Source organism: Pseudomonas sp. K2I15, from assembly GCF_002204795.1.
Lineage (GTDB): Bacteria > Pseudomonadota > Gammaproteobacteria > Pseudomonadales > Pseudomonadaceae > Aquipseudomonas.
Genome location: NZ_NIXO01000001.1, coordinates 230,964 through 256,067, shown reverse-complemented (window position 1 = coordinate 256,067; position 25,104 = coordinate 230,964). Strand labels below are relative to the sequence as shown.

The following is a 25,104-nucleotide window of genomic DNA, read 5'->3' as shown; positions in this document are numbered from 1 at the left end:
CGCTGTTGCATGGCGGACGCTGTGGTATCTTAGGCCATCTTTTTGCGTGCGATTTCACCTGGGGAGGGGGCATCGCAACGCCATCACTGAACTGGAAAGGCAAACCAATGCAGCGTCTGTATCGGAAACGCATCGTTCTCGGCGTCGGCGGCGGCATTGCCGCCTACAAGAGCGCAGAGCTGGTTCGCAGGCTCCTGGACCAAGGCGCCGAAGTGCGCGTGGTCATGACCCGTGGCGGCAGTGAATTCATTACCCCATTGACCATGCAAGCCTTGTCCGGCCACCCGGTTCACCTCGACCTGCTGGACCCTGCGGCCGAAGCCGCCATGGGCCACATCGAGCTGGCCAAATGGGCCGACCTGGTGCTGATCGCCCCGGCCACCGCCGACCTGATCGCCCGCCTGGCCCAAGGCATTGCCGATGACCTGCTGACCACACTGGTGCTGGCCACCGACGCCACCGTCGCCATCGCCCCGGCCATGAACCAGGCCATGTGGCGCGACCCGGCCACCCAGGCCAACACCCAACTCCTGCAAAGCCGAGGCCTCAAGGTCTTCGGCCCGGCCTCCGGCAGCCAGGCCTGTGGCGACGTTGGCATGGGCCGCATGCTCGAAGCCACCGACCTCGCCCAATGCGCCGCCGACTGCTTCCAGCACCTGGCCCTGACCGGCAAGCACGTGCTGATTACCGCCGGCCCGACCCAGGAAAACATCGACCCGGTGCGCTACATCACCAACCATAGCTCAGGAAAAATGGGCTTTGCCCTGGCAGAAGCGGCGGTCGAGGCAGGCGCCCGGGTAACGCTGATCACCGGCCCGGTGCATCTGCCGACCCCGGATCGCGTCACCCGAATCGACGTAGTCAGCGCCCGCGACATGCTGGCGGCCTGTGAGGCGGCGATTCCCTGCGACCTGTTTATCGCCTCGGCAGCTGTAGCGGACTACCGCCCGGAAGTGGTTGCACCGCAGAAACTCAAGAAAGACCCTACAAGTGGCGACGGCCTGCTCCTGCAAATGGTCCGCAACCCGGACATTCTGGCTACCATCGCCACCCGTGCAGACCGCCCCTTCAGCGTCGGTTTCGCCGCCGAAACCGAGCATTTGCTGGACTACGCCGCACGCAAATTGAAAGACAAAAACCTCGACCTGATTGTCGCCAACGATGTCGCCAACCCGAGCATCGGCTTCAACAGCGAGGAAAATGCCATCAGCGTGATCGACCGCGAGTTGCACGCTACCGTTTTCGCCCAGACCAGCAAGGGCAAGATTGCCCGCCAACTGATCTCTTTTATCGCCCTACGGCTGAACCAGGTTTAATTTCCATGCACGCTTTGCAAGCCAAGATCCTCGACCCACGCATCGGCAACGAATTCCCGCTGCCGGCCTACGCCACGCCAGGCTCCGCCGGCCTCGACCTGCGCGCCATGCTCAAGCAGGACACCGTGCTTGAGCCGGGCCAGACCATCCTGATTCCTACCGGCCTGTCGATCTACGTGGGCGACCCAGGCCTGGCTGCGCTGATCCTGCCGCGCTCCGGCCTGGGCCACAAACACGGCATCGTCCTCGGCAACCTGGTCGGCCTGATCGACTCGGATTATCAAGGCGAGTTGATGGTGTCCTGCTGGAACCGTGGCCAGACCGCGTTCAACATCGCCATCGGCGAACGCATTGCCCAGCTTGTACTTGTGCCGGTGGTGCAGGCGCACTTCGAGCTGGTCGAAGAGTTCGACGAAACCCAGCGTGGTGCAGGTGGCTTCGGGCATTCGGGCAGCCACTGACTAAGCTGAACTGACTTAACAGAACCATGCCGGGTGCCTCACCCGGCCTGACGCCAACGCATGGCCTTTCAGGATGAAGAATGCGCGGAACTTATCAGCAAGGTTTCCCCTGTGAAATCAGGGCATTAAGCGGGCAAAAGGGCGGTGCTCCGGCGCCGATGGCACTTTTGCACCACGAACTCTATGCCAAAAACGCCGTCTTACCCTTCAGTTTGAGCCTGCCGGTCAGCACCCTTGAGGCCAGCCCAGCCCCTTATCGATGGAGTTCCCCCCCGCAATGAGCAACGCAGCCCGAGTCGCCCCGACATTCCCCGACAGCATTTTCCGCGCCTATGACATCCGTGGCGTGGTCCCCAAGACCCTGACCGCCGAGACCGCCTACTGGATCGGCCGCGCCATTGGCTCCCAGAGCCTGGCACAGGGCGAGCCCAACGTTTCCGTGGGCCGTGACGGCCGCCTGTCCGGCCCCGAGCTGGTCGAGCAACTGATCCAGGGCCTGGCCGACAGCGGCTGCCATGTCAGCGACGTGGGCCTGGTGCCGACGCCTGCGCTGTACTACGCGGCCAACGTGCTGGCCGGCAAGTCAGGCGTAATGCTCACCGGCAGCCACAACCCGTCGGACTACAACGGCTTCAAGATCGTCATCGCCGGCGATACCCTGGCCAACGAACAGATCCAGGCCCTGCACACCCGCCTGAAGACCAACGACCTGACCAGCGGCACCGGCAGCATCACCAAGGTTGAGATTCTCGATCGCTATTCGGACGAAATCACCCGCGACGTCAAACTCGCCCGCCGCCTGAAAGTGGTAGTGGACTGCGGCAACGGCGCGGCCGGCGTGATCGCCCCGCAACTGATCGAAGCCCTGAACTGCGAAGTGATCCCGCTGTTTTGCGAGGTCGACGGCAACTTCCCCAACCACCACCCGGACCCGGGCAAGCCTGAGAACCTGGTGGACCTGATCGCCAAGGTCAAGGAAACCGGCGCCGACCTGGGCCTGGCTTTCGATGGCGACGGCGACCGCGTCGGCGTGGTGACCAACACCGGCAATATCGTGTTCCCGGACCGTTTGCTGATGCTGTTTGCCCGTGACGTAGTGGCCCGCAACCCGGGCGCCGAGATCATCTTCGACGTCAAATGCACCCGCCGCCTGACCCCGCTGATCAAGGAATATGGCGGTCGCCCGCTAATGTGGAAGACTGGCCACTCGTTGATCAAAAAGAAAATGAAGGAAACCGGCGCCCTGTTGGCTGGCGAAATGAGCGGTCACGTGTTCTTCAAGGAGCGCTGGTTCGGGTTTGACGACGGCATTTACAGCGCCGCTCGTCTGCTGGAGATCCTCAGCAACGAAAAATCCACCGCGGAAGACCTGTTTGCAACCTTCCCGGATGATATTTCTACGCCAGAGATCAATATCCATGTGACCGAAGAGAGCAAATTCAGCATCATTGACGCACTGCACGATGCGCAATGGGGCGAAGGCGCCAACCTGACCACCATTGACGGCGTGCGGGTCGATTACGCCAAAGGCTGGGGCCTGGTTCGCGCATCCAACACCACACCGGTGCTGGTGCTGCGTTTCGAGGCGGATTCCGAGGCTGAGTTGCAGCGCATCAAGGACGTGTTCCACGCCCAGTTGAAACGTGTTGCCCCTGATCTCCAATTACCGTTCTGATTTTTTGTACCGGAGCCCTGAATGACCCTCGAACGCGAAGCCGCCGCCAATACCGCCAAGGTCCTTTCCGAAGCGTTGCCTTACATTCGACGCTACGTCGGCAAGACGCTGGTGATCAAGTACGGCGGCAATGCCATGGAAAGCGACGAGCTGAAAACCGGCTTTGCCCGCGACATCGTGCTGATGAAAGCCGTCGGGATCAACCCGGTGGTAGTACACGGTGGCGGCCCGCAAATCGGTGACCTGCTCAAACGCCTGTCCATCGAGAGTCACTTCATCGACGGCATGCGTGTCACCGACGCCCAGACCATGGACGTGGTGGAGATGGTCCTGGGCGGCCAGGTGAACAAAGACATCGTCAACCTGATCAACCGCCATGGCGGCAGCGCCATCGGCCTGACCGGCAAGGACGCCGAGCTGATCCGCGCGAAGAAGCTCACCGTGACCCGCAAGACCCCGGAGATGACCCAGCCGGAAATCATCGACATCGGCCAGGTGGGCGAAGTGATCGGCATCAACACCGACCTGCTGAACCTGCTGGTGAAGGGCGATTTCATTCCGGTGATCGCGCCGATCGGCGTCGGTGCCAACGGTGAGTCCTACAACATCAACGCCGACCTGGTGGCCGGCAAGGTGGCCGAGGCGCTGAAGGCCGAGAAGCTGATGCTGCTCACCAACATCGCCGGCTTGATGGACAAGGAAGGCAAGGTCTTGACCGGCCTGACTACCCAGCAAGTGGACGACCTGATCGCCGACGGCACCATCTACGGCGGCATGCTGCCGAAGATCCGTTGCGCACTGGAAGCGGTGCAAGGCGGCGTCGGCAGCTCGTTGATCCTGGATGGCCGGGTTCCGAATGCGATCCTGCTGGAAATCTTCACCGACACCGGTGTGGGTACCCTGATCAGTAATCGCAAGCGCCCCTAAGCGCTGAAAACAAAAAGCCCCGTTCAATTCGATTGAACGGGGCTTTTTCTATGTACTCGGCCTAAAAGTGTGGGAACGGGCTTGCTCGCGAAAGCGGCGGGTCAGTCGACACATACGTCAACTGACAAACCGTATTCGCGAGCAAGCCCGCTCCCACATGGATCCTCTAAACGCCGAACTGCTCGCGATAGGCCTTAACCGCCGGCAAATGCTGCTTGAGCTGCGGATCATCTTCCAGGAACTGCAACACCTGGTTCAGCGACACGATGCTGACCACAGGAATACCGAAATCACGTTCCACTTCCTGGATCGCCGACAATTCACCGTTGCCGCGCTCCTGGCGGTTCAGCGCGATCAACACGCCGGCGGCGTTGGCGCCTTCCTGGGAAGCGATGATCTGCATCACTTCGCGAATCGCCGTACCGGCGGTGATCACGTCGTCGATGATCAGCACGTCGCCCTTGAGCGGCGCGCCCACCAGGCTACCGCCTTCGCCGTGGGCCTTGGCTTCCTTGCGGTTGAAGCACCACGGCAAATCCAGCCCGTGATGTTCAGCCAAAGCCACGGCAGTCGCGGCGGCCAGGGGGATGCCCTTGTAGGCCGGGCCAAACAGCACGTCGAAGGAAATACCGCTTTCAACGATGGCGGCCGCATAGAAACGACCCAACTGCGCCAGGGCAGAACCCGAGTTGAAAAGGCCGGCATTGAAGAAGTAAGGGCTGGTGCGCCCGGACTTCAGAGTGAACTCACCGAAGCGCAATACGCCGCGATCGATGGCAAAACGAATGAAATCGCGTTGATACGCCTGCATGAAAAAAGCCTCAGATACCACGGATTTAGCTAATTAGGTAGACGGCGTGTATCATACACGCACGCGATTTTTGGGGCCATTTATGCGGATCATCAGTGTGAACGTCAATGGTATTCAGGCTGCAGTCGAGCGTGGTTTGCTCAGTTGGCTGCAAGCCCAGAATGCCGACGTCATCTGCCTGCAGGACACCCGCGCCTCCGCCTTTGAACTGGACGACCCAGCCTTCCAACTGGATGGCTACTTCCTTTATGCCTGTGATGCCGAAGTTCCCGCCCAAGGTGGCGTGGCTTTGTATTCGCGGTTGCAACCCAAGGCGGTCATCAGCGGCCTCGGCTTCGAGACAGCCGACCGCTACGGGCGCTACCTGCAAGCCGATTTCGATAAGGTCAGCATCGCGACCTTGCTGCTTCCATCAGGGCAGAATGGCGATGAAGACTTGAACCAGAAGTTCAAGCTAATGGACGACTTCGCCCGTTATCTGGATAAACAGCGGCGCAAACGTCGCGAGTACATTTACTGTGGCTCGCTGTACGTGGCGCAACAAAAGCTGGATATCAAGAACTGGCGCGACAGCCAGCAATCCCCGGGCTTCCTGGCGCCGGAACGGGCCTGGATGGACGAGATTGTTGGTAACATGGGCTATGTCGATGCCCTGCGCGAAGTCAGCCGCGAAGGCGACCAGTACAGCTGGTGGCCGGATAACGAACAGGCCGAGATGCTCAACCTCGGCTGGCGCTTTGACTATCAGCTGCTGACGCCGGGCCTGCGCCGCTTCGTGCGCAGTGCACGCCTGCCACGCCAGCCGCGCTTCTCGCAGCACGCGCCGCTGATCGTGGACTACGACTGGACGCTGACCATCTAAGGTCTTTTTCCAGACACAAAAAAACCGACATCGCTGTCGGTTTTTTTGTGGGCGGTGGTTATTTGATCAACCGCAACGTCCACGGATAACGATAAGCCACGCCCTTGTTGGCCTTGATGCCTGCAATGATCGTCATCACCACCGCGCCGATCACCAGCACGGTCATCAACACAAAGCCGATCACGATAAAGCCCAGCAGGAAGCAGACCGCCCAGGCGATGCCCACGGTGATCTGGAAATTCAGCGCTTCCTTGCCCTGATCATCAATGAACGGGTCCGTATCCTTCTTCACTTGCCAGAGGATCAACGGCCCCAGCAAGCTGCCGAACGGAAACATCAAGCCGAAAAACGCCGCGAAGTGACAGAGCATCGCCCACTGGCGAACTTCCTTGGACGGTGTCGGCAGTGGAAGTTGACTGTCACTCATGGCGTAGCTCCTTGGGATTGACTCAGTCCGCCAATGCGGCGTTCTGCAGCTCGAAAATCTCGGTCATGCCTTTCTGGGCCAGGGCCAGCATGGCGTTTAGATCTGCCGGCTGGAATGGCGCGCCTTCGGCGGTGCCCTGCACTTCGATGAAACCACCGGTGCTGGTCATCACCACGTTCAGGTCGGTCTCGGCAGCCGAGTCTTCAAGATAGTCCAGATCCAGCACTGGCTCGCCCTGATACATGCCCACCGACACAGCCGCGATCATTTGCTTGAGAGGGTCGCCGCCTTTCAGGCCGCCACGCTTCTTGATGACTTTGAGCGCATCAACCAGGGCAACCATGGCGCCGGTGATGGACGCAGTGCGGGTGCCGCCGTCAGCCTGAATCACGTCGCAGTCGACGTACAGGGTCACGTCGCCCAGCTTGGACATGTCCAGGGCTGCGCGCAGGGAACGGCCGATCAGGCGCTGGATTTCGAGGGTGCGGCCACCTTGCTTGCCACGGCTGGCTTCACGCTGGTTACGCTCGCCGGTAGCGCGCGGCAGCATGCCGTATTCGGCGGTCAACCAACCCTGGCCCTGGCCCTTGAGGAAACGCGGCACGCCGTTTTCGACGCTGACGGTGCAGATAACCTTGGTATCGCCAAACTCGACCAGTACAGATCCCTCGGCGTGTTTGGTGTAGTTGCGGGTGATGCGGATCGAGCGGAGCTGATCGGCAGCGCGACCACTTGGACGTTTCATAGGGGATACCTGTACGGAGGACGAAAAACTGCCGAGCATTATAGAGCCGCCAGCCTTTATCGGCACTTCTAAAAAATCCTGTTACAAACCCGGGCATCGAAGCCACTGTTTGGGGCCACCCGTCCCGTTGAGCTACAATCCTGCGCCTTCGCAGCCTGTCGGCTTCAATCTACCCATCAGCCCGCCTGTTTGCGGGACTGCATCGCGAGGTACCTCCATGGTGCACAGCATGACCGCCTTCGCCCGCGTCGAAAAAGCCGGCGTCCAAGGCACCCTGAGCTGGGAATTGCGCTCGGTCAACAGCCGCTACCTGGAGCCGCACCTGCGCCTGCCGGAATCGTTTCGCGACCTCGAAGGCGCGGTCCGTGAAGCGCTGCGCCAGGGCATCTCCCGCGGCAAGCTGGAATGCACCCTGCGGTTTACCGAAGAAACCACCGGCAAGCCGTTGCAGGTGGATCGCGAGCGCGCCGCCCAATTGGTAGCCGCCGCTGAAACTATCGCAGGCCTGATCAAGCAGCCTGCCGCGATAAACCCGCTGGAAGTCCTGGCCTGGCCCGGCGTGCTGGTGGCCGACGCCAGCGACCCGCAAGCCCTGAATGCCGAAGCAATGGCCCTATTCAACCAGGGCTTGAAGGAGCTCAAGGCCGGCCGCGAACGCGAAGGCGCCGAACTGGCCCGCCTGATCAGCGACCGACTGACCGCCATCGAAGAAGACGTAGTCACCCTGCGCGAACTGGTGCCGCAGATGCTTGCTACCCAGCGCCAGAAGGTCCTGGACCGCTTCGCCGATATGCAGGCCGAGCTGGACCCGGTGCGCCTGGAGCAGGAAATGGTGCTGCTGGCACAAAAGAGCGACGTCGCCGAAGAGCTCGACCGCCTGAGCACCCATATCCTGGAAGTGCGCCGCGTGCTCAAGTCGGCCGGCGCCGCCGGTCGGCGCCTGGACTTCCTGATGCAGGAACTCAACCGCGAAGCCAATACACTGGGCTCCAAAGCCTTTGATCCGCGCAGCACACAGGCTGCGGTCAACCTCAAAGTGTTGATCGAGCAAATGCGCGAACAAGTACAGAATATCGAGTAAGGCACCCTGACATGACCCACAGCACCGGCACCCTGTACATCATTTCCGCCCCATCGGGCGCGGGCAAAAGCAGCCTGGTCAAAGCCCTGACCGACGCTGACGAACAAATCCGCATCTCGGTGTCCCACACCACCCGCGCCATGCGCCCGGGTGAAGTGAACGGCGTGCACTATCACTTCGTCGAGCGCACCGAGTTCGTGAAGATGATCGAGCACGGTGATTTCCTCGAGCGCGCCGAAGTCTTCGGCAACCTCTATGGCACCTCGCAAAGCCACCTGCAGCAGACCCTGGACGAAGGCCACGACCTGATCCTGGAGATCGACTGGCAGGGCGCCGAGCAAGTGCGCCAGTTGATGCCCAAAGCCCGTTCGATCTTCATCCTGCCGCCGTCGCTGGAAGCTCTGCACCAGCGCCTGACCAACCGCGGCCAGGACAGCGACGAGATCATCGAAGGCCGCATGCGCGAAGCTGTCAGTGAAATGAGCCACTACGTCGACTACGACTACCTGATCATCAACGACGATTTCGCCCACGCACTGGACGATTTGAAAGCGATTTTCCGCACCAATCAGCTCCAGCAAAAGCGTCAGCAGCAGCGTTTCGGCAAATTATTGGCCGAACTGCTCGGCTGATTGGCTCTTCCCAAAACCGCTGCAAGGGCTTTAGATTGGCACTTGTAGCGCGTTTTCGATGGCGCGGGAAAAATCAGCGCTTCCCTAAACGCTGGTGATTTTTTAAACTGTTCAGTCCGCTCGCCCAACCGGGCAGCGCGCATATTGCATTCGCTCCGAGGAATACCATGGCCCGCGTAACCGTTGAAGACTGCCTAGAACACGTGGATAACCGCTTTGAGCTGGTCATGCTCTCTACCAAGCGTGCCCGTCAACTGGCCACTGGCGGCAAAGAGCCCCTGGTCCAGTGGGAAAACGACAAGCCTACCGTTGTAGCCCTGCGTGAAATCGCTGAAGGCCTGATGAGCTACGAGTTCATCGCCAACGCCGAAATCGTTGAAGACGAACCGCTGTTTGCAGCGTTCGAGGACGAGTCCAACGAGGCCGTCTAAGCCTATGCCTGGTCGACGTAGCACGGCGCGGGGTCACAGCCTTCGGCAGGAGTTAATACTTTGCCGAGCATAGACGCCCTCGCCGATCGCTTATCGACCTACCTCGGCCCAGACCAGGTCAACCTGGTCCGCCGAGCGTATTTCTACGCCGAACAAGCCCACGACGGCCAACGCCGCCGCAGTGGCGAGGCGTATGTCACGCATCCTCTTGCGGTGGCAAACATTCTTGCCGACATGCACATGGACCATCAGAGTTTGATGGCCGCCATGCTGCATGACGTGATCGAAGACACCGGCATTGCCAAGGAAGCGCTCAGTGCGCAATTTGGCGAAACCGTGGCCGAACTGGTCGACGGGGTCAGCAAACTGACCCAGATGAACTTCGAGACCAAGGCCGAAGCCCAGGCAGAAAACTTCCAGAAGATGGCCATGGCCATGGCCCGGGACATCCGCGTGATCCTGGTCAAGCTGGCCGACCGGCTGCACAACATGCGCACGCTGGAAGTGCTGTCCGGTGAAAAACGCCGGCGCATCGCCAAGGAAACCCTGGAAATCTACGCGCCCATTGCCAACCGGCTGGGCATGCACGCCATTCGTATCGAGTTCGAAGACCTCGGCTTCAAAGCCATGCACCCGATGCGTTCTGCGCGCATCTACCAGGCGGTGAAACGCGCCCGGGGCAACCGCAAGGAAATCGTCAACAAGATCGAAGAGTCCCTGAGCCATTGCCTGGCGATCGATGAGATCGAGGGTGAGGTCAGCGGCCGGCAGAAACACATCTACGGCATCTACAAGAAGATGCGCGGCAAGCGTCGGGCCTTCAACGAGATCATGGACGTGTACGCATTCCGGATCATCGTCGACAAGGTCGATACCTGCTACCGCGTGCTGGGCGCTGTACATAATTTGTACAAACCCCTGCCGGGGCGCTTCAAGGACTACATCGCGATTCCCAAGGCCAACGGCTATCAGTCACTGCATACCACGCTGTTCGGTATGCATGGGGTGCCGATCGAGATCCAGATCCGCACCCGCGAAATGGAAGAGATGGCCAACAACGGCATCGCCGCCCATTGGCTGTACAAGTCCACCGGCGACGAGCAGCCAAAAGGTACGCATGCCCGTGCCCGCCAGTGGGTCAAGGGCGTGCTGGAAATGCAGCAACGTGCCGGCAACTCCCTCGAATTTATCGAAAGCGTGAAGATCGACCTGTTCCCGGACGAGGTCTACGTCTTCACGCCCAAAGGCCGGATCATGGAGCTTCCCAAAGGCTCCACGGCGGTCGACTTTGCCTACGCGGTGCACACCGACGTGGGTAATAGCTGCATAGCCTGTCGGATCAATCGTCGACTGGCCCCGCTGTCGGAGCCGCTGCAAAGTGGCTCCACGGTGGAGATCGTCAGCGCACCGGGCGCGCGCCCGAACCCGGCCTGGCTTAACTTTGTGGTCACCGGCAAGGCCCGCACCCACATCCGTCACGCCCTGAAACTGCAACGCCGTTCCGAGTCCATCAGCCTGGGCGAACGCCTGCTGAACAAGGTGCTAAACGGCTTCGACAGCTCCCTGGACAAGATCCCGAACGAGCGCGTGCAGGCGATGCTCCATGAGTACCGCCAGGAACTGATCGAAGACTTGCTGGAAGACATCGGTCTGGGCAATCGCATGGCCTATGTGGTGGCTCGCCGCCTGTTGGGCGAAGGCGAACAGTTGCCAAGCCCTGAAGGCCCGCTGGCCATTCGCGGTACCGAAGGTTTGGTGCTCAGCTACGCCAAGTGCTGCACGCCGATCCCGGGCGACCCGATTGTCGGCCACCTGTCCGCGGGCAAAGGCATGGTCGTGCACCTGGACAACTGCCGCAATATCAGTGAAATCCGCCACAACCCCGAGAAGTGCATCCAGCTTTCGTGGGCCAAGGATGTCACCGGCGAATTCAACGTCGAGCTGCGGGTCGAGCTGGAACACCAGCGCGGCCTGATCGCTTTGCTGGCCAGCAGCGTCAATGCGGCCGACGGCAATATCGAGAAAATCAGCATGGACGAACGCGATGGTCGCATCAGCGTGGTCCAACTGGTGGTCAGCGTGCACGACCGTGTGCACCTGGCCCGCGTGATCAAGAAACTGCGCGCCCTGACCGGGGTCATCCGCATCACCCGGATGCGCGCGTAACCCGCCCCATTACAAGGAGTCATTCATGACCAAGACTGTTATCACCAGCGACAAGGCACCAGCAGCAATCGGTACTTACTCCCAGGCGATCAAGGCGGGTAATACCGTCTACATGTCCGGCCAGATTCCACTGGACCCAAAAACCATGGAACTGGTTGAAGGCTTTGAAGCGCAAACCATCCAGGTCTTCGAAAACCTGAAGTCGGTTGCCGAGGCCGCTGGCGGTTCGTTCAAGGACATCGTCAAACTGAACATCTTCCTCACCGACCTGAGCCACTTCGCCAAGGTCAACGAGATCATGGGCAAGTACTTCGAACAACCGTACCCAGCCCGCGCCGCCATCGGCGTTGCCGCCCTGCCAAAGGGCGCGCAGGTTGAGATGGACGCCATTCTGGTCATCGAGTAAAACATCCGGCGCAGCGCTTCCACGGGAAGGCTGCGCCGAATTGGTTTTTGGAAGGATTTCGTAATGCGCAAAGCGCTCGTTGCCTCTTCGTTGCTCGCCCTGCTGCTCGGCGGCTGCGCCAGCAATCCCGCCGACCTGGATGTGAGCGGCACCTGGATCAACCAGGCCGCCATCGATGCGGCAGCCAAGGGCGGCCCTTTGCGTGAAGCCCTGCAGAGCTATGGTCCGAACCTCGAATGGGAGGTGAACACCAAGGCGTCTCAGGCCCGCTACTACAACGGTTTTGAAGTCGCTGAAGGCAAGCTGCTGGGTGAAAAATCCGGCGCCTGGAGTGTCGATTTCTACGGCGGCTCTGCCACCGAACTCAAGCGCAAAGGCAAACAACTGCTGCAAGGGGCCAATGATAACGAGCCCGAGCAACTGTTCGCCCGTGCCAAGGACCCTGCCCCCGAAGGCGCGCCACTGGGCGCCAACTTCGAACGCACCCTGTACGCCGCCTATATGGGCGGCAGCTGGAAAATCAGCAGCGGCAATGGCGAAGGCGCGACCGTGCAGTTCCAGGCCAATGGCCAGGTGACCGGCCTGCCGGGCGCCGATCAGTACTCGCTGTGCCTGGCGGGCGATTGCGCCTCAATGAGCGGCGGCTACGACAGCATCTGGCTGCAACTGAACGGCCAGGGCAACCCGTGGATCTTTACGCGCAAGGGCAAACAACTGGAGATTTTCCAGGCGATCAACACCGCCCAGGCCGACGAGGTGCCCTCGTTTACCCCCGGACCGCGGCAGTGGTTGCTGGAAAAACAGTGATACAGAACAAAGGAGCCCACGGGCTCCTGCTTTCTGTAGGAGCGAGCTTGCTCGCGAAGGACGTCAACGATAACGCTGGCATCCTGAATTAACGCGGTGTCTTGGCGTTTTTCGCGAGCAAGCTGGCTCCTACATTAGGCCCCATGGTTTTTACCGTCCAGGGATTGCCCCCATGCGCACATTACTTGTCCTTAGCCTGATCCTGCTGGGCGGCTGCACTCATGCACCGCAAACAACCGACATCAGCGGGCTATGGATCAACCAGGCAGCCATCGATTCGGCCGCCCAAGGCAGGCCTTTACTGCGAGCCATTGATGCCCACGGCATGAACCTGGAATGGAGCATCGACACCCGCAACGCCAAGGCGCAAGTCAGCAATGCGTTCGAGCTGGGCGAAGGGCAATTGCTGCAAAAGGCGCCGGGTATATGGACCGTCGACTACAACGGCCACGGCACCGACGAGCTGCAGTTGGATGGCAAACAACTGATCCAGCAGACCACAAAAAATTACGCGGCCCAACGCTTCACTCGCCCCACCCAACCCGCCATTGCGGGCGCAAAGTGGGGTAGCACGTTCAGACAGGCACTTAACTCAGCCTATATGGGCGGCCAATGGAAAATCATTGAAGGACAGGGCACCGGCAACATCGTAGCGTTCAGAGCTGATGGCAGCATGTCGGGCCTGGCGCAAAACAACCGGTATGAGCTGTGCCTGGGAGGCGATTGCGCCACTCAAGGCGCAGGCAATGACACCCTCTATCTCGGCAAGGGCGATGTGGGAAAAAGCTGGATTTTTGTCCGCTACGGCAAACAGTTGGAGATTCTCCAAGCGATCAACCTGTCCCAGCCCGACGAAATCCCCCAACTCACTCCCGGCCCACGCCAATGGCTGCTGGAAAAACAGTGATGCAAAAAAAGGAGCCCTTGGGCTCCTTTTTCTTCAGGCCGCGATCAACCCTCAAGAATCGCCGCATACCCTTCGCGATAACTTGGGTAACGTGGCACCCAGCCCAGCGCCTTGGCCCGGGCATTGCTGCATTGCTTGCTGCCGGCGCGGCGTACGCTGGCGTTATCAGCCCATTCGGTCACGCCAAGGTATTCGCGCAGCCAGCCCACCACCTCGGCCAGCGGTGCCGGCGCATCGTCGACGCCGATGTAGCATTTATCCAGCACACCGCCCTGCTCCACGTGCCGCAACAAAAACGCCAGCAAACCTGCCGCGTCATCCGCGTGGATGCGGTTGCCATATAAAGGTGGATCAATCGCCACGCGATAACCCTGGCGCACCTGGCTCAACAGCCATTCCCGGCCGGGGCCATAGATGCCGGTAAGGCGCACGACGCTGGCGGGAATGCCGCTATTCAACGCCACTTGCTCGGCTTCCAGCATGACCTGCCCGGAATAGCCGCCCGCTTGGGTCTCGGAGCTTTCGTCGACCCACTCACCGTTCTGCTGCCCATACACACTGCTGCTGGATACAAACAACAGGTGTTTAGGCTCCTGGCCGTAGTCGTTCAACCACTCCAGCACATGCTGCAACCCTTGCACGTACGCCGCGCGATAGCCGGCCTCATCGTGATCGGTGGCCGCCGCGCAGTACACCAGGTAATCCACCCCACCCACCGGCCAGGTGTCGGGGCAGTCTTCATTGAACAGGTCGCCGGCAATCCCGATAACACCCTTGGGAAGGCGCGAGATATCCCGCCGCAGGCCATGAACTTCCCAGCCCTGGGCCAGCAATTGGGTGGCCAGACGGCTACCGACATCGCCGCAACCGGCAATCACCACAGAAGGCGCAGACATCACAAAACTCCGTTCTTAAAGGTCAAGATTAGCCCCCGTAGATGACCAGCGGCCAGCAAAACGACAAATAAAGTATTCGTATTGCTTCTGTTAACAAGAATTACTTGCAATAATAACTGCCCTTTTGTCCTCGACTCGTTACGGTCTGGAAGGACAACCACTCATTTTTTCTCTCAGGTCCGGCCAGCATGACACGCAATATATTCCCCGCTTCGCCAACCAAGCCTCACAGCCCATCCCGCGCCTGGCGTGCGATTGCTGCAGTGCTGTTCAGCGTTCTGCTGGCACCGACCGCCGCGTTCGCCGACAACACCGCACCAGCTACCCCGCCTGCTGCGACCGCGCCTGCCCACGAGCAAAATGCTGCTGCGCCTGCCGCCGCACCCGCCGCCACCGACCCGGCCCTGGCCGCCGAAGGCGCACCGGCTGACGGTTCCGGCGTCGTGCTGGAAGAAGACAACAGCCTGGGCATGGCCCACGACCTGTCGCCCTGGGGCATGTACCAGAACGCTGACATCATCGTGAAGATCGTGATGATCGGCCTGGCCATCGCCTCGATCATCACTTGGACCATCTGGATCGCCAAGGGCTTCGAGCTGCTGGGCGCCAAGCGTCGTCTGCGCACTGAAATCGTCCACCTGAAAAAAGCCACCACCCTGAAAGAAGCCAGCGAAAGCGCGGCGAAGAAAGGCACCCTGGCGCACCTGCTGGTCCACGACGCACTCGAAGAAATGCGCCTGTCGGCCAATACCCGTGAAAAAGAAGGCATCAAGGAACGCGTCAGCTTCCGTCTTGAGCGCCTGGTTGCAGCCTGCGGTCGCAACATGAGCAACGGCACCGGCGTGCTGGCGACCATCGGTTCCACCGCGCCCTTCGTCGGCCTGTTCGGTACCGTGTGGGGCATCATGAACAGCTTCATCGGCATCGCCAAAACCCAGACCACCAACCTCGCCGTCGTGGCGCCCGGCATCGCCGAAGCCCTGCTGGCAACAGCACTGGGCCTGGTTGCCGCGATTCCTGCGGTGGTCATCTACAACGTCTTCGCCCGTTCGATCGCCGGCTACAAGGCTCAGGTGTCGGACGCTTCGGCAGAAGTCCTGTTGCTGGTCAGCCGTGACCTCGATCACCTGCCTACCGAGCGCAGCTCGCAACCGCATATGGTGAAAGTGGGGTAATCGGCCATGGGCCTGCATTTGAATCAAGGCGACGACGAGCTCGTCGAGAACCACGAAATCAACGTCACGCCGTTTATCGACGTGATGCTGGTGCTGCTGATCATCTTCATGGTGGCAGCACCACTGGCCACAGTGGACATCAAGGTCGACCTGCCCGCCTCCAGCGCGAAACCTGCGCCGCGGCCAGAGAAACCGGTGTTCCTCAGCGTCAAGGCGGACCAGCGTCTGTTCCTGGGCGAAGAAGAAGTCAAATCCGAAACCCTGGGCGCGGTGCTCGACGCCAAGACCCAGGGCAAGAAAGACACGACGATCTTCTTCCAGGCCGACAAGGGCGTGGACTACGGCGACCTGATGAGCGTGATGGATGCCCTGCGGGCAGCCGGCTACCTCAAGGTAGGCCTGGTCGGACTTGAGACGGCAGCCAAGAAATGATCACGACGCGCCACAAACTGACGCGTTATGGCACCAGCCTCGCCGTCGTGCTGGGCGTCCACGCCGTCGCGATCATCATCGCGCTCCAGTGGTCGGCGCCACAGATGGTCCAACTGCCACCGGCAGCCATGGTCATCGACCTGGCACCCATGCCGGCGCCACCGCCTCCGGCCCCGCCGAAGGTGATAACACCGCCACAGCCACCCGCGCCGGTGGAAGAGCTGCCATTGCCGAAACTGGCCGAAGCACCCAAGCCAACAATCCAGGTGCCCAAGCCGGTCAAGCCCAAGCCAAAACCACAGCCGCCCAAGCCTGTAGAGAAGAAGCCCGATCCGCCCAAGGAAAAACCTTCCGAAGAGCCGCCGAGCGAAACTCCGCAGAACAACGCGCCTACGGAAAAATCCGCTCAGCCACAACCCGGCCCTTCACCGCAGCAGATCGCGGCCAAGGCCACCTGGGAAAGTACCCTGCTGGGCCACCTGCAGAAGTACAAGAAGTACCCGCCAGGCGCCCAGGCGCGTGGCAAGGAAGGCCTGAACCGCCTGCGTTTCGTGGTGGATGCCGATGGCAACGTGCTGTCCTACGAACTGGTGGGCCGCTCCGGCAACGCCGACCTGGACCGCGCCACCCTCGACATGATCCGTCGGGCCCAACCGCTGCCCAAACCGCCGGCCGAGATGCTGAAAGGCGGCAGCATCGAGATCGTTGCGCCGTTCGTTTACAACATCGAAAAACGTCGCCGGTAATCCTCACCGTGGGCACTCTCGGGTGCCCACGGCTGCTGCTCCCCCTCGCATCACCGCAACCTGAACCAGGGTTGAACAGGCCGCCGCCTAACTCGATCTTCACTTGTAACATTTAAATACAAAGCCAATCATACGCGAATAGTTCTCATTAGCGGACATTCGGCATGCCTAACCTTGCCCGGCTGGCTCTCCTTCTACTGGCTTTTCCCGTCGCTGCACATGCGGATCAGCTGGTCACCCTGGTCATTCAAAACCACACCTTCAGCCCCTCGACGTTCGAGGTGCCGGCCGGTGAGCGCTTTCGCATCCAACTCACCAGCCACGACGAAAGCGTTGATGAGTTCGAAAGCTACGACATGAAATTCGAAAAAATCATCGTCCCCGGCAACACCATCACGGTATTTGCCGGCCCACTGCACCCCGGCACTTACACCTTCTTCGATGACTACCACCCCGACCAGGCCAAAGGCACGGTCACTGCCGTCGCGGCCAAGGAGTAAGCCATGCTGGCCTGTCTGTTGATCGTGTTTCGAGAAGTGCTGGAAGCCGGGATTGTGGTGGGCATCGTGATGGCTGCCACCCAAGGCCTGGCAAGGCGCGGGCTGTTTATCGGCGGCGGGATCGCGGCCGGCGTGCTCGGTGCTGGCATCCTCGCGCTGTTTACCGGCGCAATCACCCAGGCACTCCAAGGCTTCGGCCAGGAAATTTTCAACGCGGCCATTCTGGTGATCGCCGTGGTGATGCTGGGCTGGCACAACCTGTGGATGGCCAGCCACGGACGCGAACTGGCGACCCAACTGCGCAGCGCCGGCAATGCGGTACTCAACGGCGAAAAATCACTCTGGGCCCTGGCCGTGGTGATCACCGTGGCCGTGCTGCGCGAAGGTTCGGAAATCGTGCTGTTCCTCTACGGCATCGCCGCGTCGAGCCAGGCAGACCCACTGTCGATGTTGGCGGGCGGTGTGCTCGGCATCGCCGCCGGCGCCGTGCTGTCCTGGCTGATGTACCGCGGCCTGGTCACCATCAGCCTCAAGCGCCTGTTTTCGATTACCGGCTGGATGATCGCCTTGCTCGCCGCCGGCATGGCCGGTCGAGCCGCCGCGATCCTCGCCGGTATCGACCTGATTCCCGCCTGGGGCTACCAGCTCTGGGACACCTCCTGGCTGGTCTCCGATGGCAGCCTCACCGGCCGCGCATTGACCGCGCTGGTGGGCTACACCGACCGGCCGCTGGGCGTCCAACTGGTCGCTTGGTCCGTCACCCTCGCGCTCCTGGTGCTGGGTAGCCGCCTGATTCATTCACGCCCGAGTTCATCACGTTAACCGCCCCAGGAGCCCCACCATGAAACACCTGCGCAATCCCTTGGCCGCCGCACTGCTACTCGTCAGCGCCGTGGCCGTTTCCTCCCTGGCCCAGGCCCGCGAATACCCGATTGGCGGCCCGGTGCAGATCAATGACATGGAGATCGCCTCCTCGTACTTGGTAGGCATCGAAATGGCGCCCATGCCGCCGGGCATGGTGATGAGCAAGGACTCGGTGCACCTTGAGACCGATGTGCACGCCACCGCCGACAACAAGTACGGCCTGTCCAACGGTGAGTGGGTGCCCTACCTGACCATCAGCTACTCGCTGGTCAAGCAAGGCTCGCCCGACTACAAGGAAATCGGCACGCTGCTGCCGATGGTTGCAAAAGACGGCGCCCACTACGCCAACAACGTGAAGATGGACGGCCCCGGCACCTACACCGTGGTATTGCGCTATGAAAGCCCGCAAATCAAAGGCTTCTTCCACCACGTGGACAAGGAAACCGGCGTGCCTGACTGGTGGGCTCCCTTCACCGAAACCTTCACCTTCAAGTACCCGCAGAAGTGAAATACGGGGCCGCGATACCCGATTAACCGGTGTCGTGGCCCCTACGCTGTCTGATAACGTGCGTCTATCGATTGCAGCCGGTATGCTTGGCCCGCAACCTCATGGACGCCCGCTATGACTCTCACAGAATTACGCTACATCGTTACCCTCGCCCAAGAGCAGCACTTCGGCCACGCGGCCGAGCGTTGCCACGTCAGCCAGCCGACGCTGTCGGTGGGTGTGAAGAAGCTTGAAGACGAACTCGGTGTGCTGATTTTCGAGCGCAGCAAAAGCGCCGTGCGCCTCACGCCGGTAGGCGAAGGCATCGTCGCCCAGGCCCAGAAGGTTCTGGAACAGGCCCAAAGCATTCGCGAGCTGGCCCAGGCCGGTAAAAACCAGCTGACCGCCCCGCTGAAAGTCGGCGCCATCTACACCGTCGGCCCGTACCTGTTCCCGCACTTGATTCCGCAACTGCACCGCGTCGCGCCGCAGATGCCGCTGTATATCGAAGAAAACTTCACCCACGTGCTGCGCGACAAACTGCGCAACGGCGAGTTGGACGCGATCATCATCGCCCTGCCGTTCAACGAAGCAGACGTGCTGACCCTGCCGCTTTACGATGAGCCGTTCTACGTGCTGATGCCGGCGTCCCACCCGTGGACGCAAAAAGACACCATCGACGCCGGCCTGCTCAACGACAAGAGCCTGCTGTTGCTGGGCGAAGGCCACTGCTTCCGCGATCAGGTGCTGGAAGCCTGCCCGACCCTGACCAAGGGCAACGACGGCGCCAAGCACACCACGGTGGAGTCCAGCTCCCTGGAAACCATTCGCCATATGGTCGCGTCCGGCCTGGGCATTTCGATCCTGCCGCTGTCGGCGGTCGACAGCCATCACTACGCCCCGGGCGTGATCGCCGTACGCCCACTGACGCCGCCGGTGCCGTTCCGTACCGTGGCGATTGCCTGGCGCGCGAGCTTCCCGCGGCCCAAAGCGATTGAAATCCTCGCCGACTCGATCCGCCTGTGTTCGGTGGCCAAGCCGCCTGCTGCGAGCTAAGTAACGGTATGACTGAGCTGTCGCAGGTGTCGGTGACGGCACTCAAGGGTGTCGGGGAGGCCATGGCCGAGAAATTGGCCAAGGTCGGCCTGGAAAATCTCCAGGACGTATTGTTCCACCTGCCCCTGCGTTACCAGGACCGCACCCGCGTGGTGCCCATCGGCCAATTGCGCCCTGGGCAAGATGCCGTGGTTGAAGGCACCGTCAGCGGCGCCGACGTGGTGATGGGCAAGCGCCGCAGCTTGGTGGTGCGCCTGCAGGACGGCACCGGCGGTTTGAGCCTGCGCTTCTACCACTTCAGCAACGCCCAGAAAGAAGGCCTCAAGCGTGGCACCCGCGTGCGCTGCTACGGCGAAGCCCGGCCCGGCGCTTCGGGGCTGGAAATCTACCACCCGGAATACCGCGCCATTACCGGCGACGAACCTCCGCCGGTAGACACCACCCTCACACCGATCTACCCGCTCACCGAAGGCCTGACCCAACAGCGCCTGCGCCAACTGTGCATGCAAACCCTGACGATGCTCGGGCCGAAAAGCCTGCCCGACTGGCTGCCTCAGGAACTGGCGCGCGACTACCAACTGGCCCCGCTGGATGATGCGATCCGCTACCTGCATCACCCACCGGCCGACGCCGACGTCGACGAACTGGCCCTCGGTCATCACTGGGCCCAGCATCGCCTGGCGTTCGAAGAACTGCTGACACACCAACTGTCCCAGCAACGCCTGCGCGAGAGCATGCGTTCCCTGCGCGCACCAGCGATGCCCAAGGCCACGCGCCTGCCTGCGCAATACCTGGCCAACCTGGGGTTTGCACCGACCGGCGCCCAGCAGCGGGTCGGCAATGAAATCGCCTACGACCTGAGCCAGAAAGAACCGATGCTGCGGCTGATCCAGGGCGACGTGGGCGCGGGTAAAACCGTGGTCGCCGCCCTCGCCGCGTTGCAGGCGCTCGAAGCAGGCTATCAAGTGGCGCTGATGGCGCCTACCGAGATTCTTGCCGAGCAGCACTTCATCACCTTCAAGCGCTGGCTCGAACCGCTGGGCCTGGAAGTCGCGTGGCTGGCCGGCAAGCTCAAGGGCAAGAACCGCGTGTCCGCCCTGGAACAGATCGCCGCCGGCGCCCCGATGGTGGTGGGCACCCACGCGCTGTTCCAGGACGAAGTGAAGTTCAAGAACCTGGCGCTGGTGATCATCGACGAACAGCACCGCTTCGGCGTGCAGCAGCGCCTGGCCCTGCGCCAGAAAGGCGTGGGCGGCCGCATGAGCCCGCACCAGTTGATCATGACCGCCACACCAATCCCGCGCACCCTGGCCATGAGCGCCTACGCCGACCTCGACACCTCGATCCTCGACGAGCTGCCGCCGGGCCGAACGCCGGTCAACACCGTGCTGGTCACCGACACCCGCCGGGTCGAAGTGATCGAGCGGGTGCGCGGCGCCTGTGCCGAAGGGCGTCAGGCGTATTGGGTGTGCACGCTGATCGAAGAGTCGGAGGAGCTGACCTGCCAGGCCGCCGAAACCACCTACGAAGACCTCACCAGCGCCCTGGGCGAACTCAAGGTGGGGCTGATCCACGGCCGCATGAAACCGGTGGAAAAGGCTGCGGTGATGGCCGAGTTCAAGGCCGGCAACCTGCAATTGCTGGTGGCGACCACGGTGATCGAAGTCGGCGTCGACGTACCCAACGCCAGCCTGATGATCATTGAGAACCCCGAGCGCCTGGGCCTGGCGCAACTGCACCAGTTGCGCGGCCGCGTAGGCCGGGGTAGCGCCGCCAGCCATTGTGTGCTGCTGTACCACCCGCCGCTGTCGCAGATCGGCCGCCAGCGCCTGGGCATCATGCGTGAGACCAACGACGGTTTCGTGATCGCCGAAAAAGACCTCGAACTGCGCGGCCCCGGCGAAATGCTCGGTACGCGCCAGACCGGCCTGCTGCAATTCAAGGTCGCCGACCTGATGCGCGACGCCGACCTGCTGCCTGCCGTGCGCGATGCCGCCCAGGCGTTGATCGAACGCTGGCCGGAACACGTCAGCCCGTTGCTTGATCGCTGGCTCAGGCATGGGCAGCAATATGGCCAAGTGTGACGGCTGACTCACTGTAGGAGCGAGCTTGCTCGCGAAAAGCCTTAGGGCACCACGTTGAATCAGGATACCCGCGTCAGCGTTAACGACCTTCGCGAGCAAGCTCGCGCCTACAGGTGCCTGCAATAGCCGACAGTGTCACAAACCGCACTTAGACAACCCTCACTTGTATCAAGCTGGTTATACTCCAAAGACTGTAGGAAATTGGATTCAGGCCATGTCAGAAGTCGCCCTCGCCACAGCTCCGCCAACCGCACCCTCGGTGATTCGGACGCTGCTTGCAAAGCTCGCTATCAGCTACACGGAAGTTGCCGAACGCCCTGGCCTGAACCCGGCACAAAAGGTTCAAGCGGTGCTGCTCGACGATGCTGTGGGTGCACTCATGGTGATGTTTCCGCAGAGCCAACTGCTGGACCTCAATCGCCTGGCCGAACTTACCGGCCGACGCCTCACGGCCGTGTCGCCGGAGCGCCTTGAGCGCATGCTCGGCAAACACAGCCTGAGCTTGCTGCCTGGCCTGCCGCCGCTGACCAGCTCCCCGTGCCTGTACGAAGAAAGCCTGCTGCGCGAACCCACTGTACTGGTGCACTCGGGCGAAGCCGGGCTGCTGCTGGAGATTTCCAGTGACGCCTTCAAGAGCATGCTGACCAAGGCCAGCGCCGCACATTTCGGCGAGCCGCTGAGCAGCATCCGCCCGAACCTGGATCGCCCCAACGACGACCGCGAAGAAATCACCCAAGCGATGCAGGCGTTCACCGCGCGCCGTATCCAGCAGCGCCTGGAAGCGACCATCGAGATTCCACCGCTGGCCGATACCGCGCAAAAGATCATCAAGCTGCGGGTCGACCCCAACGCCACCATCGACGACATCACCGGCGTGGTCGAAACCGACCCGGCCCTGGCCGCGCAAGTGGTGAGCTGGGCGGCATCGCCCTACTACGCCTCACCGGGCAAGATCCGCTCGGTGGAAGACGCCATCGTCCGCGTGCTGGGCTTTGACCTGGTGATCAACCTCGCGCTGGGCCTGGCCCTGGGCAAGACCTTAAGCCTGCCCAAGGACCACCCGCAACAGGCTACGCCGTACTGGCACCAGTCGATCTACACCGCCGCCGTGATCGAAGGCCTGACACGCGCCATGCCTCGCGCCCAGCGCCCGGAAGCCGGCCTGACGTACCTCGCCGGCCTGCTGCACAACTTTGGCTACCTGTTGCTGGCCCACGTGTTCCCGCCGCATTTCTCGCTGATCTGCCGGCACCTGGAGGTCAACCCGCACCTGTGCCACAGCTACATCGAGCAGCACTTGCTGGGTATCAGCCGCGAGCAGATTGGTGCGTGGTTGATGCGTTATTGGGACATGCCGGACGAACTGTCCACGGCCCTGCGCTTCCAGCACGACCCGACCTACGACGGGCAATATGCGGAATACCCGAACCTGGTGTGCCTGGCCGTGCGCTTGCTGCGCAGCCGCGGCATCGGTTCCGGCCCGGATGAAGCCATCCCGGACGAACTGCTTGAGCGCCTGGGGCTGAGCCGGGACAAGGCGGAGGATGTGGTGGCTAAAGTGCTGGATGCGGAAACGTTGCTGCGCGAGTTGGCATCCCAGTTCAGCCAAGGCTAAAACCTCAGCAGATCAATGTGGCGAGGGAGCTTGCTCCCGCTGGGCTGCGAAGCGGCCCCGGCTTTTTTGGGAGTGCTGCGCACTCCAGCGGGAGCAAGCTCCCTCGCCACAACAAGCATTCTCACCACATAAGTTGTGGCGCAACCATCAAGCCTTCGGCTTTTTCTTCGGCTTCAAATACTTGGTCAACCCCTGGAACCAGATCACCAGCGCCGGGTTGCCCTTGATCTGGATCGACTTGTCCTGAATCCCCGTCATGAACGCCAGTTGCTTGTTCTTCGCCTGCATCGTGGCGAAGCCGTAGGCGGCGTCTTTAAAGGCAATAGCAAACGCAGGCGCGGGATGAACACCCGAACGGCTGGTGATGCGCTGGTCTTTGACGATGAAGTGACGGGCAACCTTGCCGTCGAGGGTCTGCAGCTGGAACGCCAGGTCCTTGTCACCCAACTGCTGCTGGAACGCAGGGTTGGTGCGGCTGGCTTTGCCCATCAACAGGCCAAGCATCCAGAGAAGAAAACGAAATTTCATGCACACGGCCTCAGTTTAATTATTGGGTGGCCGCAGCAGTTTAACGATTTGTGCGCATAACGCCACCGATCTCCCGTTTTAGCAGGAGATCGGCTAGCGTTTACCGCTTATAGCAACAACTTGGCTCAGACGTTAGGGCAAGGAACCGGTGCCCAGTCCGCCAGGTTTGGATCGCGGCAAGTGCCTTCGATCTGCGCTTTACCGGCGCTGGCGACCTGCTTGCTTTCAGCTTGCTTGGTCTGGGCGGTCTGGAGGGTTTTCTCGGTGGCTACCGCTTCTTTCGGCACGGTTGGCAGCACCGGCTTCTTCGCCACTTTTACCGGCTTCTTGCCTTTGGCTGGCGTCACCACCGGGGTGGTGTCAGCCGTCGCAACAGTCACCACATCGGCACGTTGTACGCCCACTTGCTGCAGGTCCTGCTCGTACGCCTGGGTGTAGTTGTTCAGGTCTTCGCTGGCCTTGCCGTTGACCGCGACGATCAGGTCGTTCGACTCTTTCAGGCCGGAGACGATTTCTGCCAGGCGCTTACGGCCTTCGGTGTCGTTGACGGTCTTGGCCTTGCGGTCAGCCACCAGCTTGGTGAATGCGCTCTGGTAGCACTGCTGGGACGCCTTGGCGTACGCGGTGCTGCGGTCGATGTCGGAGGCGCGCTTGTTCACGTCGGTAGCGTAGGAAGCGATACGCTGGTTGTCATCGGTGATCTGTTTCTGGCGCTCGGTGTAGTAACCCGCTGCACCGCCGGCCAGGGCGCCGCCCGCTGCGCCGATGGCGGCATTGCGGCCGCGCTTTTCGGAGTCGCCGGTCAGGGCGCCCAGCAGTGCGCCACCGGCTGCGCCGATTGCAGCGCCGGTGACCACCGACTTGGTCATGTCCGAATCAGTGGCACGCAGGTGCTGCACCGGCTCGTAGCAGGTCGGGTAGTACTCGACCTTGGTGGTCGAGGCGACCTTGGAGGTCGGCGACGTTGCGCAACCGGTCAGCACGGTGCTGAAACCGGCAGCAATCAACAACAAGTGACGCTTGGAAACCGCCTTACGGGAAAAAAGCATAGGTGTGTTCTCTTTTAA

General features: G+C 61.4%; 26 protein-coding genes and 1 pseudogene. 21 read left to right on the top strand and 6 right to left on the bottom strand.

Features of this window, described 5'->3' with window-relative positions:
- Positions 1-107: 107 nt before the first annotated feature.
- From coaBC to argB, 4 genes and pseudogenes are all read left to right on the top strand, one after another.
- Complete coding sequence (gene coaBC, locus CEC48_RS01190) at positions 108-1,316, top strand: bifunctional phosphopantothenoylcysteine decarboxylase/phosphopantothenate--cysteine ligase CoaBC (protein ID WP_088422070.1); 1,209 nt, start codon at positions 108-110, stop codon at positions 1,314-1,316.
- 5 nt (positions 1,317-1,321) lie between these two features.
- Complete coding sequence (dut, locus tag CEC48_RS01185) at positions 1,322-1,777, top strand: dUTP diphosphatase (RefSeq protein WP_046070088.1); 456 nt, start codon at positions 1,322-1,324, stop codon at positions 1,775-1,777.
- 253 nt (positions 1,778-2,030) lie between these two features.
- Positions 2,031-3,452: pseudogene (locus CEC48_RS01175) on the top strand (phosphomannomutase/phosphoglucomutase); the annotation flags it as partial.
- 21 nt (positions 3,453-3,473) lie between these two features.
- Positions 3,474-4,379 (top strand): acetylglutamate kinase, encoded by a 906-nt coding sequence (argB, locus tag CEC48_RS01170; RefSeq protein ID WP_003213275.1) that lies wholly within the window; start codon positions 3,474-3,476, stop codon positions 4,377-4,379.
- Between the two features lie 166 nt (positions 4,380-4,545).
- Here argB and pyrE read toward each other — a convergent pair whose 3' ends face one another.
- Positions 4,546-5,190, bottom strand: a complete 645-nt coding sequence (gene pyrE, locus CEC48_RS01165) for an orotate phosphoribosyltransferase (RefSeq protein WP_088422067.1) — start codon at positions 5,188-5,190, stop codon at positions 4,546-4,548.
- A gap of 82 nt (positions 5,191-5,272) precedes the next feature.
- Between pyrE and CEC48_RS01160 the strand changes: the two genes are divergently transcribed.
- Positions 5,273-6,052, top strand: a complete 780-nt coding sequence (locus CEC48_RS01160; protein ID WP_003176915.1) for an exodeoxyribonuclease III — start codon at positions 5,273-5,275, stop codon at positions 6,050-6,052.
- Positions 6,053-6,110: 58 nt separating this feature from the next.
- On the opposite strand, the gene CEC48_RS01155 is transcribed toward CEC48_RS01160, so the two are convergent.
- Both CEC48_RS01155 and rph read right to left on the bottom strand, forming a co-directional pair.
- Positions 6,111-6,479: a DUF4870 domain-containing protein gene (locus CEC48_RS01155; RefSeq protein ID WP_088422066.1), complete on the bottom strand. Its 369-nt coding sequence runs from the start codon at positions 6,477-6,479 to the stop codon at positions 6,111-6,113.
- Positions 6,480-6,501: 22 nt separating this feature from the next.
- A complete protein-coding gene (gene rph / locus CEC48_RS01150; protein WP_003213280.1) occupies positions 6,502-7,224 on the bottom strand; it encodes a ribonuclease PH in 723 nt (240 codons plus the stop codon).
- Between the two features lie 217 nt (positions 7,225-7,441).
- On the opposite strand from rph, the gene CEC48_RS01145 reads away from it, so the two are divergent.
- From CEC48_RS01145 to CEC48_RS01115, 7 genes are all read left to right on the top strand, one after another.
- Positions 7,442-8,305 carry a YicC/YloC family endoribonuclease gene (locus CEC48_RS01145; RefSeq protein WP_088422065.1) on the top strand — a complete coding sequence of 288 codons (864 nt, stop codon included), beginning with the start codon at positions 7,442-7,444 and terminating at the stop codon, positions 8,303-8,305.
- A gap of 11 nt (positions 8,306-8,316) precedes the next feature.
- Positions 8,317-8,937: a guanylate kinase gene (gmk, locus tag CEC48_RS01140; protein ID WP_010168203.1), complete on the top strand. Its 621-nt coding sequence runs from the start codon at positions 8,317-8,319 to the stop codon at positions 8,935-8,937.
- A gap of 167 nt (positions 8,938-9,104) precedes the next feature.
- On the top strand, positions 9,105-9,368 hold the full coding sequence (rpoZ, locus tag CEC48_RS01135) for a DNA-directed RNA polymerase subunit omega (RefSeq protein WP_003176920.1): 264 nt from the start codon (positions 9,105-9,107) through the stop codon (positions 9,366-9,368).
- 60 nt (positions 9,369-9,428) lie between these two features.
- The gene (spoT, locus tag CEC48_RS01130; protein ID WP_088422064.1) at positions 9,429-11,534 is read left to right on the top strand and encodes a bifunctional GTP diphosphokinase/guanosine-3',5'-bis pyrophosphate 3'-pyrophosphohydrolase; all 2,106 of its coding nucleotides are present in this window, start codon (positions 9,429-9,431) and stop codon (positions 11,532-11,534) included.
- 25 nt (positions 11,535-11,559) lie between these two features.
- Entirely contained in the window at positions 11,560-11,940 is a 381-nt protein-coding gene (locus CEC48_RS01125) for a RidA family protein (RefSeq protein WP_003213288.1), read from the top strand.
- A gap of 63 nt (positions 11,941-12,003) precedes the next feature.
- On the top strand, positions 12,004-12,747 hold the full coding sequence (locus CEC48_RS01120; RefSeq protein WP_088422063.1) for a hypothetical protein: 744 nt from the start codon (positions 12,004-12,006) through the stop codon (positions 12,745-12,747).
- Positions 12,748-12,919: 172 nt separating this feature from the next.
- Positions 12,920-13,654: a hypothetical protein gene (locus CEC48_RS01115; protein ID WP_088422062.1), complete on the top strand. Its 735-nt coding sequence runs from the start codon at positions 12,920-12,922 to the stop codon at positions 13,652-13,654.
- 44 nt (positions 13,655-13,698) lie between these two features.
- Here the strand turns inward: CEC48_RS01115 and CEC48_RS01110 are convergent, their stop codons facing one another.
- Positions 13,699-14,550 carry an SDR family oxidoreductase gene (locus CEC48_RS01110; protein ID WP_088422061.1) on the bottom strand — a complete coding sequence of 284 codons (852 nt, stop codon included), beginning with the start codon at positions 14,548-14,550 and terminating at the stop codon, positions 13,699-13,701.
- Between the two features lie 188 nt (positions 14,551-14,738).
- Between CEC48_RS01110 and exbB the strand changes: the two genes are divergently transcribed.
- The 9 genes from exbB to CEC48_RS01065 all read left to right on the top strand — a co-directional run bounded on the left by exbB (position 14,739) and on the right by CEC48_RS01065 (position 23,509).
- Positions 14,739-15,725, top strand: a complete 987-nt coding sequence (gene exbB, locus CEC48_RS01105) for a tonB-system energizer ExbB (RefSeq protein ID WP_088422060.1) — start codon at positions 14,739-14,741, stop codon at positions 15,723-15,725.
- 6 nt (positions 15,726-15,731) lie between these two features.
- A complete protein-coding gene (exbD, locus tag CEC48_RS01100; RefSeq protein WP_084381544.1) occupies positions 15,732-16,157 on the top strand; it encodes a TonB system transport protein ExbD in 426 nt (141 codons plus the stop codon).
- The gene (locus tag CEC48_RS01095) at positions 16,154-16,903 is read left to right on the top strand and encodes an energy transducer TonB (protein ID WP_088422059.1); all 750 of its coding nucleotides are present in this window, start codon (positions 16,154-16,156) and stop codon (positions 16,901-16,903) included. Before exbD ends, CEC48_RS01095 begins: the two co-directional genes overlap by 4 nt.
- A 164-nt stretch (positions 16,904-17,067) precedes the next feature.
- On the top strand, positions 17,068-17,403 hold the full coding sequence (locus tag CEC48_RS01090; protein WP_088422058.1) for a cupredoxin domain-containing protein: 336 nt from the start codon (positions 17,068-17,070) through the stop codon (positions 17,401-17,403).
- Between the two features lie 3 nt (positions 17,404-17,406).
- Positions 17,407-18,225, top strand: a complete 819-nt coding sequence (locus CEC48_RS01085) for an FTR1 family protein (protein ID WP_088422057.1) — start codon at positions 17,407-17,409, stop codon at positions 18,223-18,225.
- A gap of 19 nt (positions 18,226-18,244) precedes the next feature.
- The gene (locus CEC48_RS01080; protein WP_088422056.1) at positions 18,245-18,775 is read left to right on the top strand and encodes an iron transporter; all 531 of its coding nucleotides are present in this window, start codon (positions 18,245-18,247) and stop codon (positions 18,773-18,775) included.
- A 114-nt stretch (positions 18,776-18,889) separates the two neighbouring features.
- Positions 18,890-19,810 (top strand): hydrogen peroxide-inducible genes activator, encoded by a 921-nt coding sequence (locus CEC48_RS01075; RefSeq protein WP_003213305.1) that lies wholly within the window; start codon positions 18,890-18,892, stop codon positions 19,808-19,810.
- 8 nt (positions 19,811-19,818) lie between these two features.
- Positions 19,819-21,894 carry an ATP-dependent DNA helicase RecG gene (recG, locus tag CEC48_RS01070; protein ID WP_088422055.1) on the top strand — a complete coding sequence of 692 codons (2,076 nt, stop codon included), beginning with the start codon at positions 19,819-19,821 and terminating at the stop codon, positions 21,892-21,894.
- 214 nt (positions 21,895-22,108) lie between these two features.
- Positions 22,109-23,509: an aminoacyl-tRNA deacylase and HDOD domain-containing protein gene (locus CEC48_RS01065; protein WP_088422054.1), complete on the top strand. Its 1,401-nt coding sequence runs from the start codon at positions 22,109-22,111 to the stop codon at positions 23,507-23,509.
- 147 nt (positions 23,510-23,656) lie between these two features.
- On the opposite strand, the gene CEC48_RS01060 is transcribed toward CEC48_RS01065, so the two are convergent.
- Both CEC48_RS01060 and tagQ read right to left on the bottom strand, forming a co-directional pair.
- Complete coding sequence (locus CEC48_RS01060; RefSeq protein ID WP_010168229.1) at positions 23,657-24,037, bottom strand: hypothetical protein; 381 nt, start codon at positions 24,035-24,037, stop codon at positions 23,657-23,659.
- Between the two features lie 125 nt (positions 24,038-24,162).
- Positions 24,163-25,086, bottom strand: a complete 924-nt coding sequence (gene tagQ / locus CEC48_RS01055) for a type VI secretion system-associated lipoprotein TagQ (RefSeq protein WP_088422053.1) — start codon at positions 25,084-25,086, stop codon at positions 24,163-24,165.
- Positions 25,087-25,104: the final 18 nt, after the last annotated feature.

Coding starts and splice junctions, on each gene's coding strand:
- CEC48_RS01110 (WP_088422061.1), bottom strand. CDS start 14,550: ATGTCTGCGCCTTCTGTGGTGATTGCCGGTTGCGGCGATGTCGGTAGC.
- recG (WP_088422055.1), top strand. CDS start 19,819: ATGACTGAGCTGTCGCAGGTGTCGGTGACGGCACTCAAGGGTGTCGGG.
- pyrE (WP_088422067.1), bottom strand. CDS start 5,190: ATGCAGGCGTATCAACGCGATTTCATTCGTTTTGCCATCGATCGCGGC.
- CEC48_RS01145 (WP_088422065.1), top strand. CDS start 7,442: ATGGTGCACAGCATGACCGCCTTCGCCCGCGTCGAAAAAGCCGGCGTC.
- CEC48_RS01095 (WP_088422059.1), top strand. CDS start 16,154: ATGATCACGACGCGCCACAAACTGACGCGTTATGGCACCAGCCTCGCC.
- exbB (WP_088422060.1), top strand. CDS start 14,739: ATGACACGCAATATATTCCCCGCTTCGCCAACCAAGCCTCACAGCCCA.
- coaBC (WP_088422070.1), top strand. CDS start 108: ATGCAGCGTCTGTATCGGAAACGCATCGTTCTCGGCGTCGGCGGCGGC.
- rpoZ (WP_003176920.1), top strand. CDS start 9,105: ATGGCCCGCGTAACCGTTGAAGACTGCCTAGAACACGTGGATAACCGC.
- CEC48_RS01065 (WP_088422054.1), top strand. CDS start 22,109: ATGTCAGAAGTCGCCCTCGCCACAGCTCCGCCAACCGCACCCTCGGTG.
- CEC48_RS01160 (WP_003176915.1), top strand. CDS start 5,273: ATGCGGATCATCAGTGTGAACGTCAATGGTATTCAGGCTGCAGTCGAG.
- CEC48_RS01075 (WP_003213305.1), top strand. CDS start 18,890: ATGACTCTCACAGAATTACGCTACATCGTTACCCTCGCCCAAGAGCAG.
- dut (WP_046070088.1), top strand. CDS start 1,322: ATGCACGCTTTGCAAGCCAAGATCCTCGACCCACGCATCGGCAACGAA.
- argB (WP_003213275.1), top strand. CDS start 3,474: ATGACCCTCGAACGCGAAGCCGCCGCCAATACCGCCAAGGTCCTTTCC.
- CEC48_RS01080 (WP_088422056.1), top strand. CDS start 18,245: ATGAAACACCTGCGCAATCCCTTGGCCGCCGCACTGCTACTCGTCAGC.
- gmk (WP_010168203.1), top strand. CDS start 8,317: ATGACCCACAGCACCGGCACCCTGTACATCATTTCCGCCCCATCGGGC.
- rph (WP_003213280.1), bottom strand. CDS start 7,224: ATGAAACGTCCAAGTGGTCGCGCTGCCGATCAGCTCCGCTCGATCCGC.
- CEC48_RS01085 (WP_088422057.1), top strand. CDS start 17,407: ATGCTGGCCTGTCTGTTGATCGTGTTTCGAGAAGTGCTGGAAGCCGGG.
- CEC48_RS01155 (WP_088422066.1), bottom strand. CDS start 6,479: ATGAGTGACAGTCAACTTCCACTGCCGACACCGTCCAAGGAAGTTCGC.
- CEC48_RS01120 (WP_088422063.1), top strand. CDS start 12,004: ATGCGCAAAGCGCTCGTTGCCTCTTCGTTGCTCGCCCTGCTGCTCGGC.
- CEC48_RS01060 (WP_010168229.1), bottom strand. CDS start 24,037: ATGAAATTTCGTTTTCTTCTCTGGATGCTTGGCCTGTTGATGGGCAAA.
- CEC48_RS01115 (WP_088422062.1), top strand. CDS start 12,920: ATGCGCACATTACTTGTCCTTAGCCTGATCCTGCTGGGCGGCTGCACT.
- CEC48_RS01125 (WP_003213288.1), top strand. CDS start 11,560: ATGACCAAGACTGTTATCACCAGCGACAAGGCACCAGCAGCAATCGGT.
- CEC48_RS01090 (WP_088422058.1), top strand. CDS start 17,068: ATGCCTAACCTTGCCCGGCTGGCTCTCCTTCTACTGGCTTTTCCCGTC.
- tagQ (WP_088422053.1), bottom strand. CDS start 25,086: ATGCTTTTTTCCCGTAAGGCGGTTTCCAAGCGTCACTTGTTGTTGATT.
- exbD (WP_084381544.1), top strand. CDS start 15,732: ATGGGCCTGCATTTGAATCAAGGCGACGACGAGCTCGTCGAGAACCAC.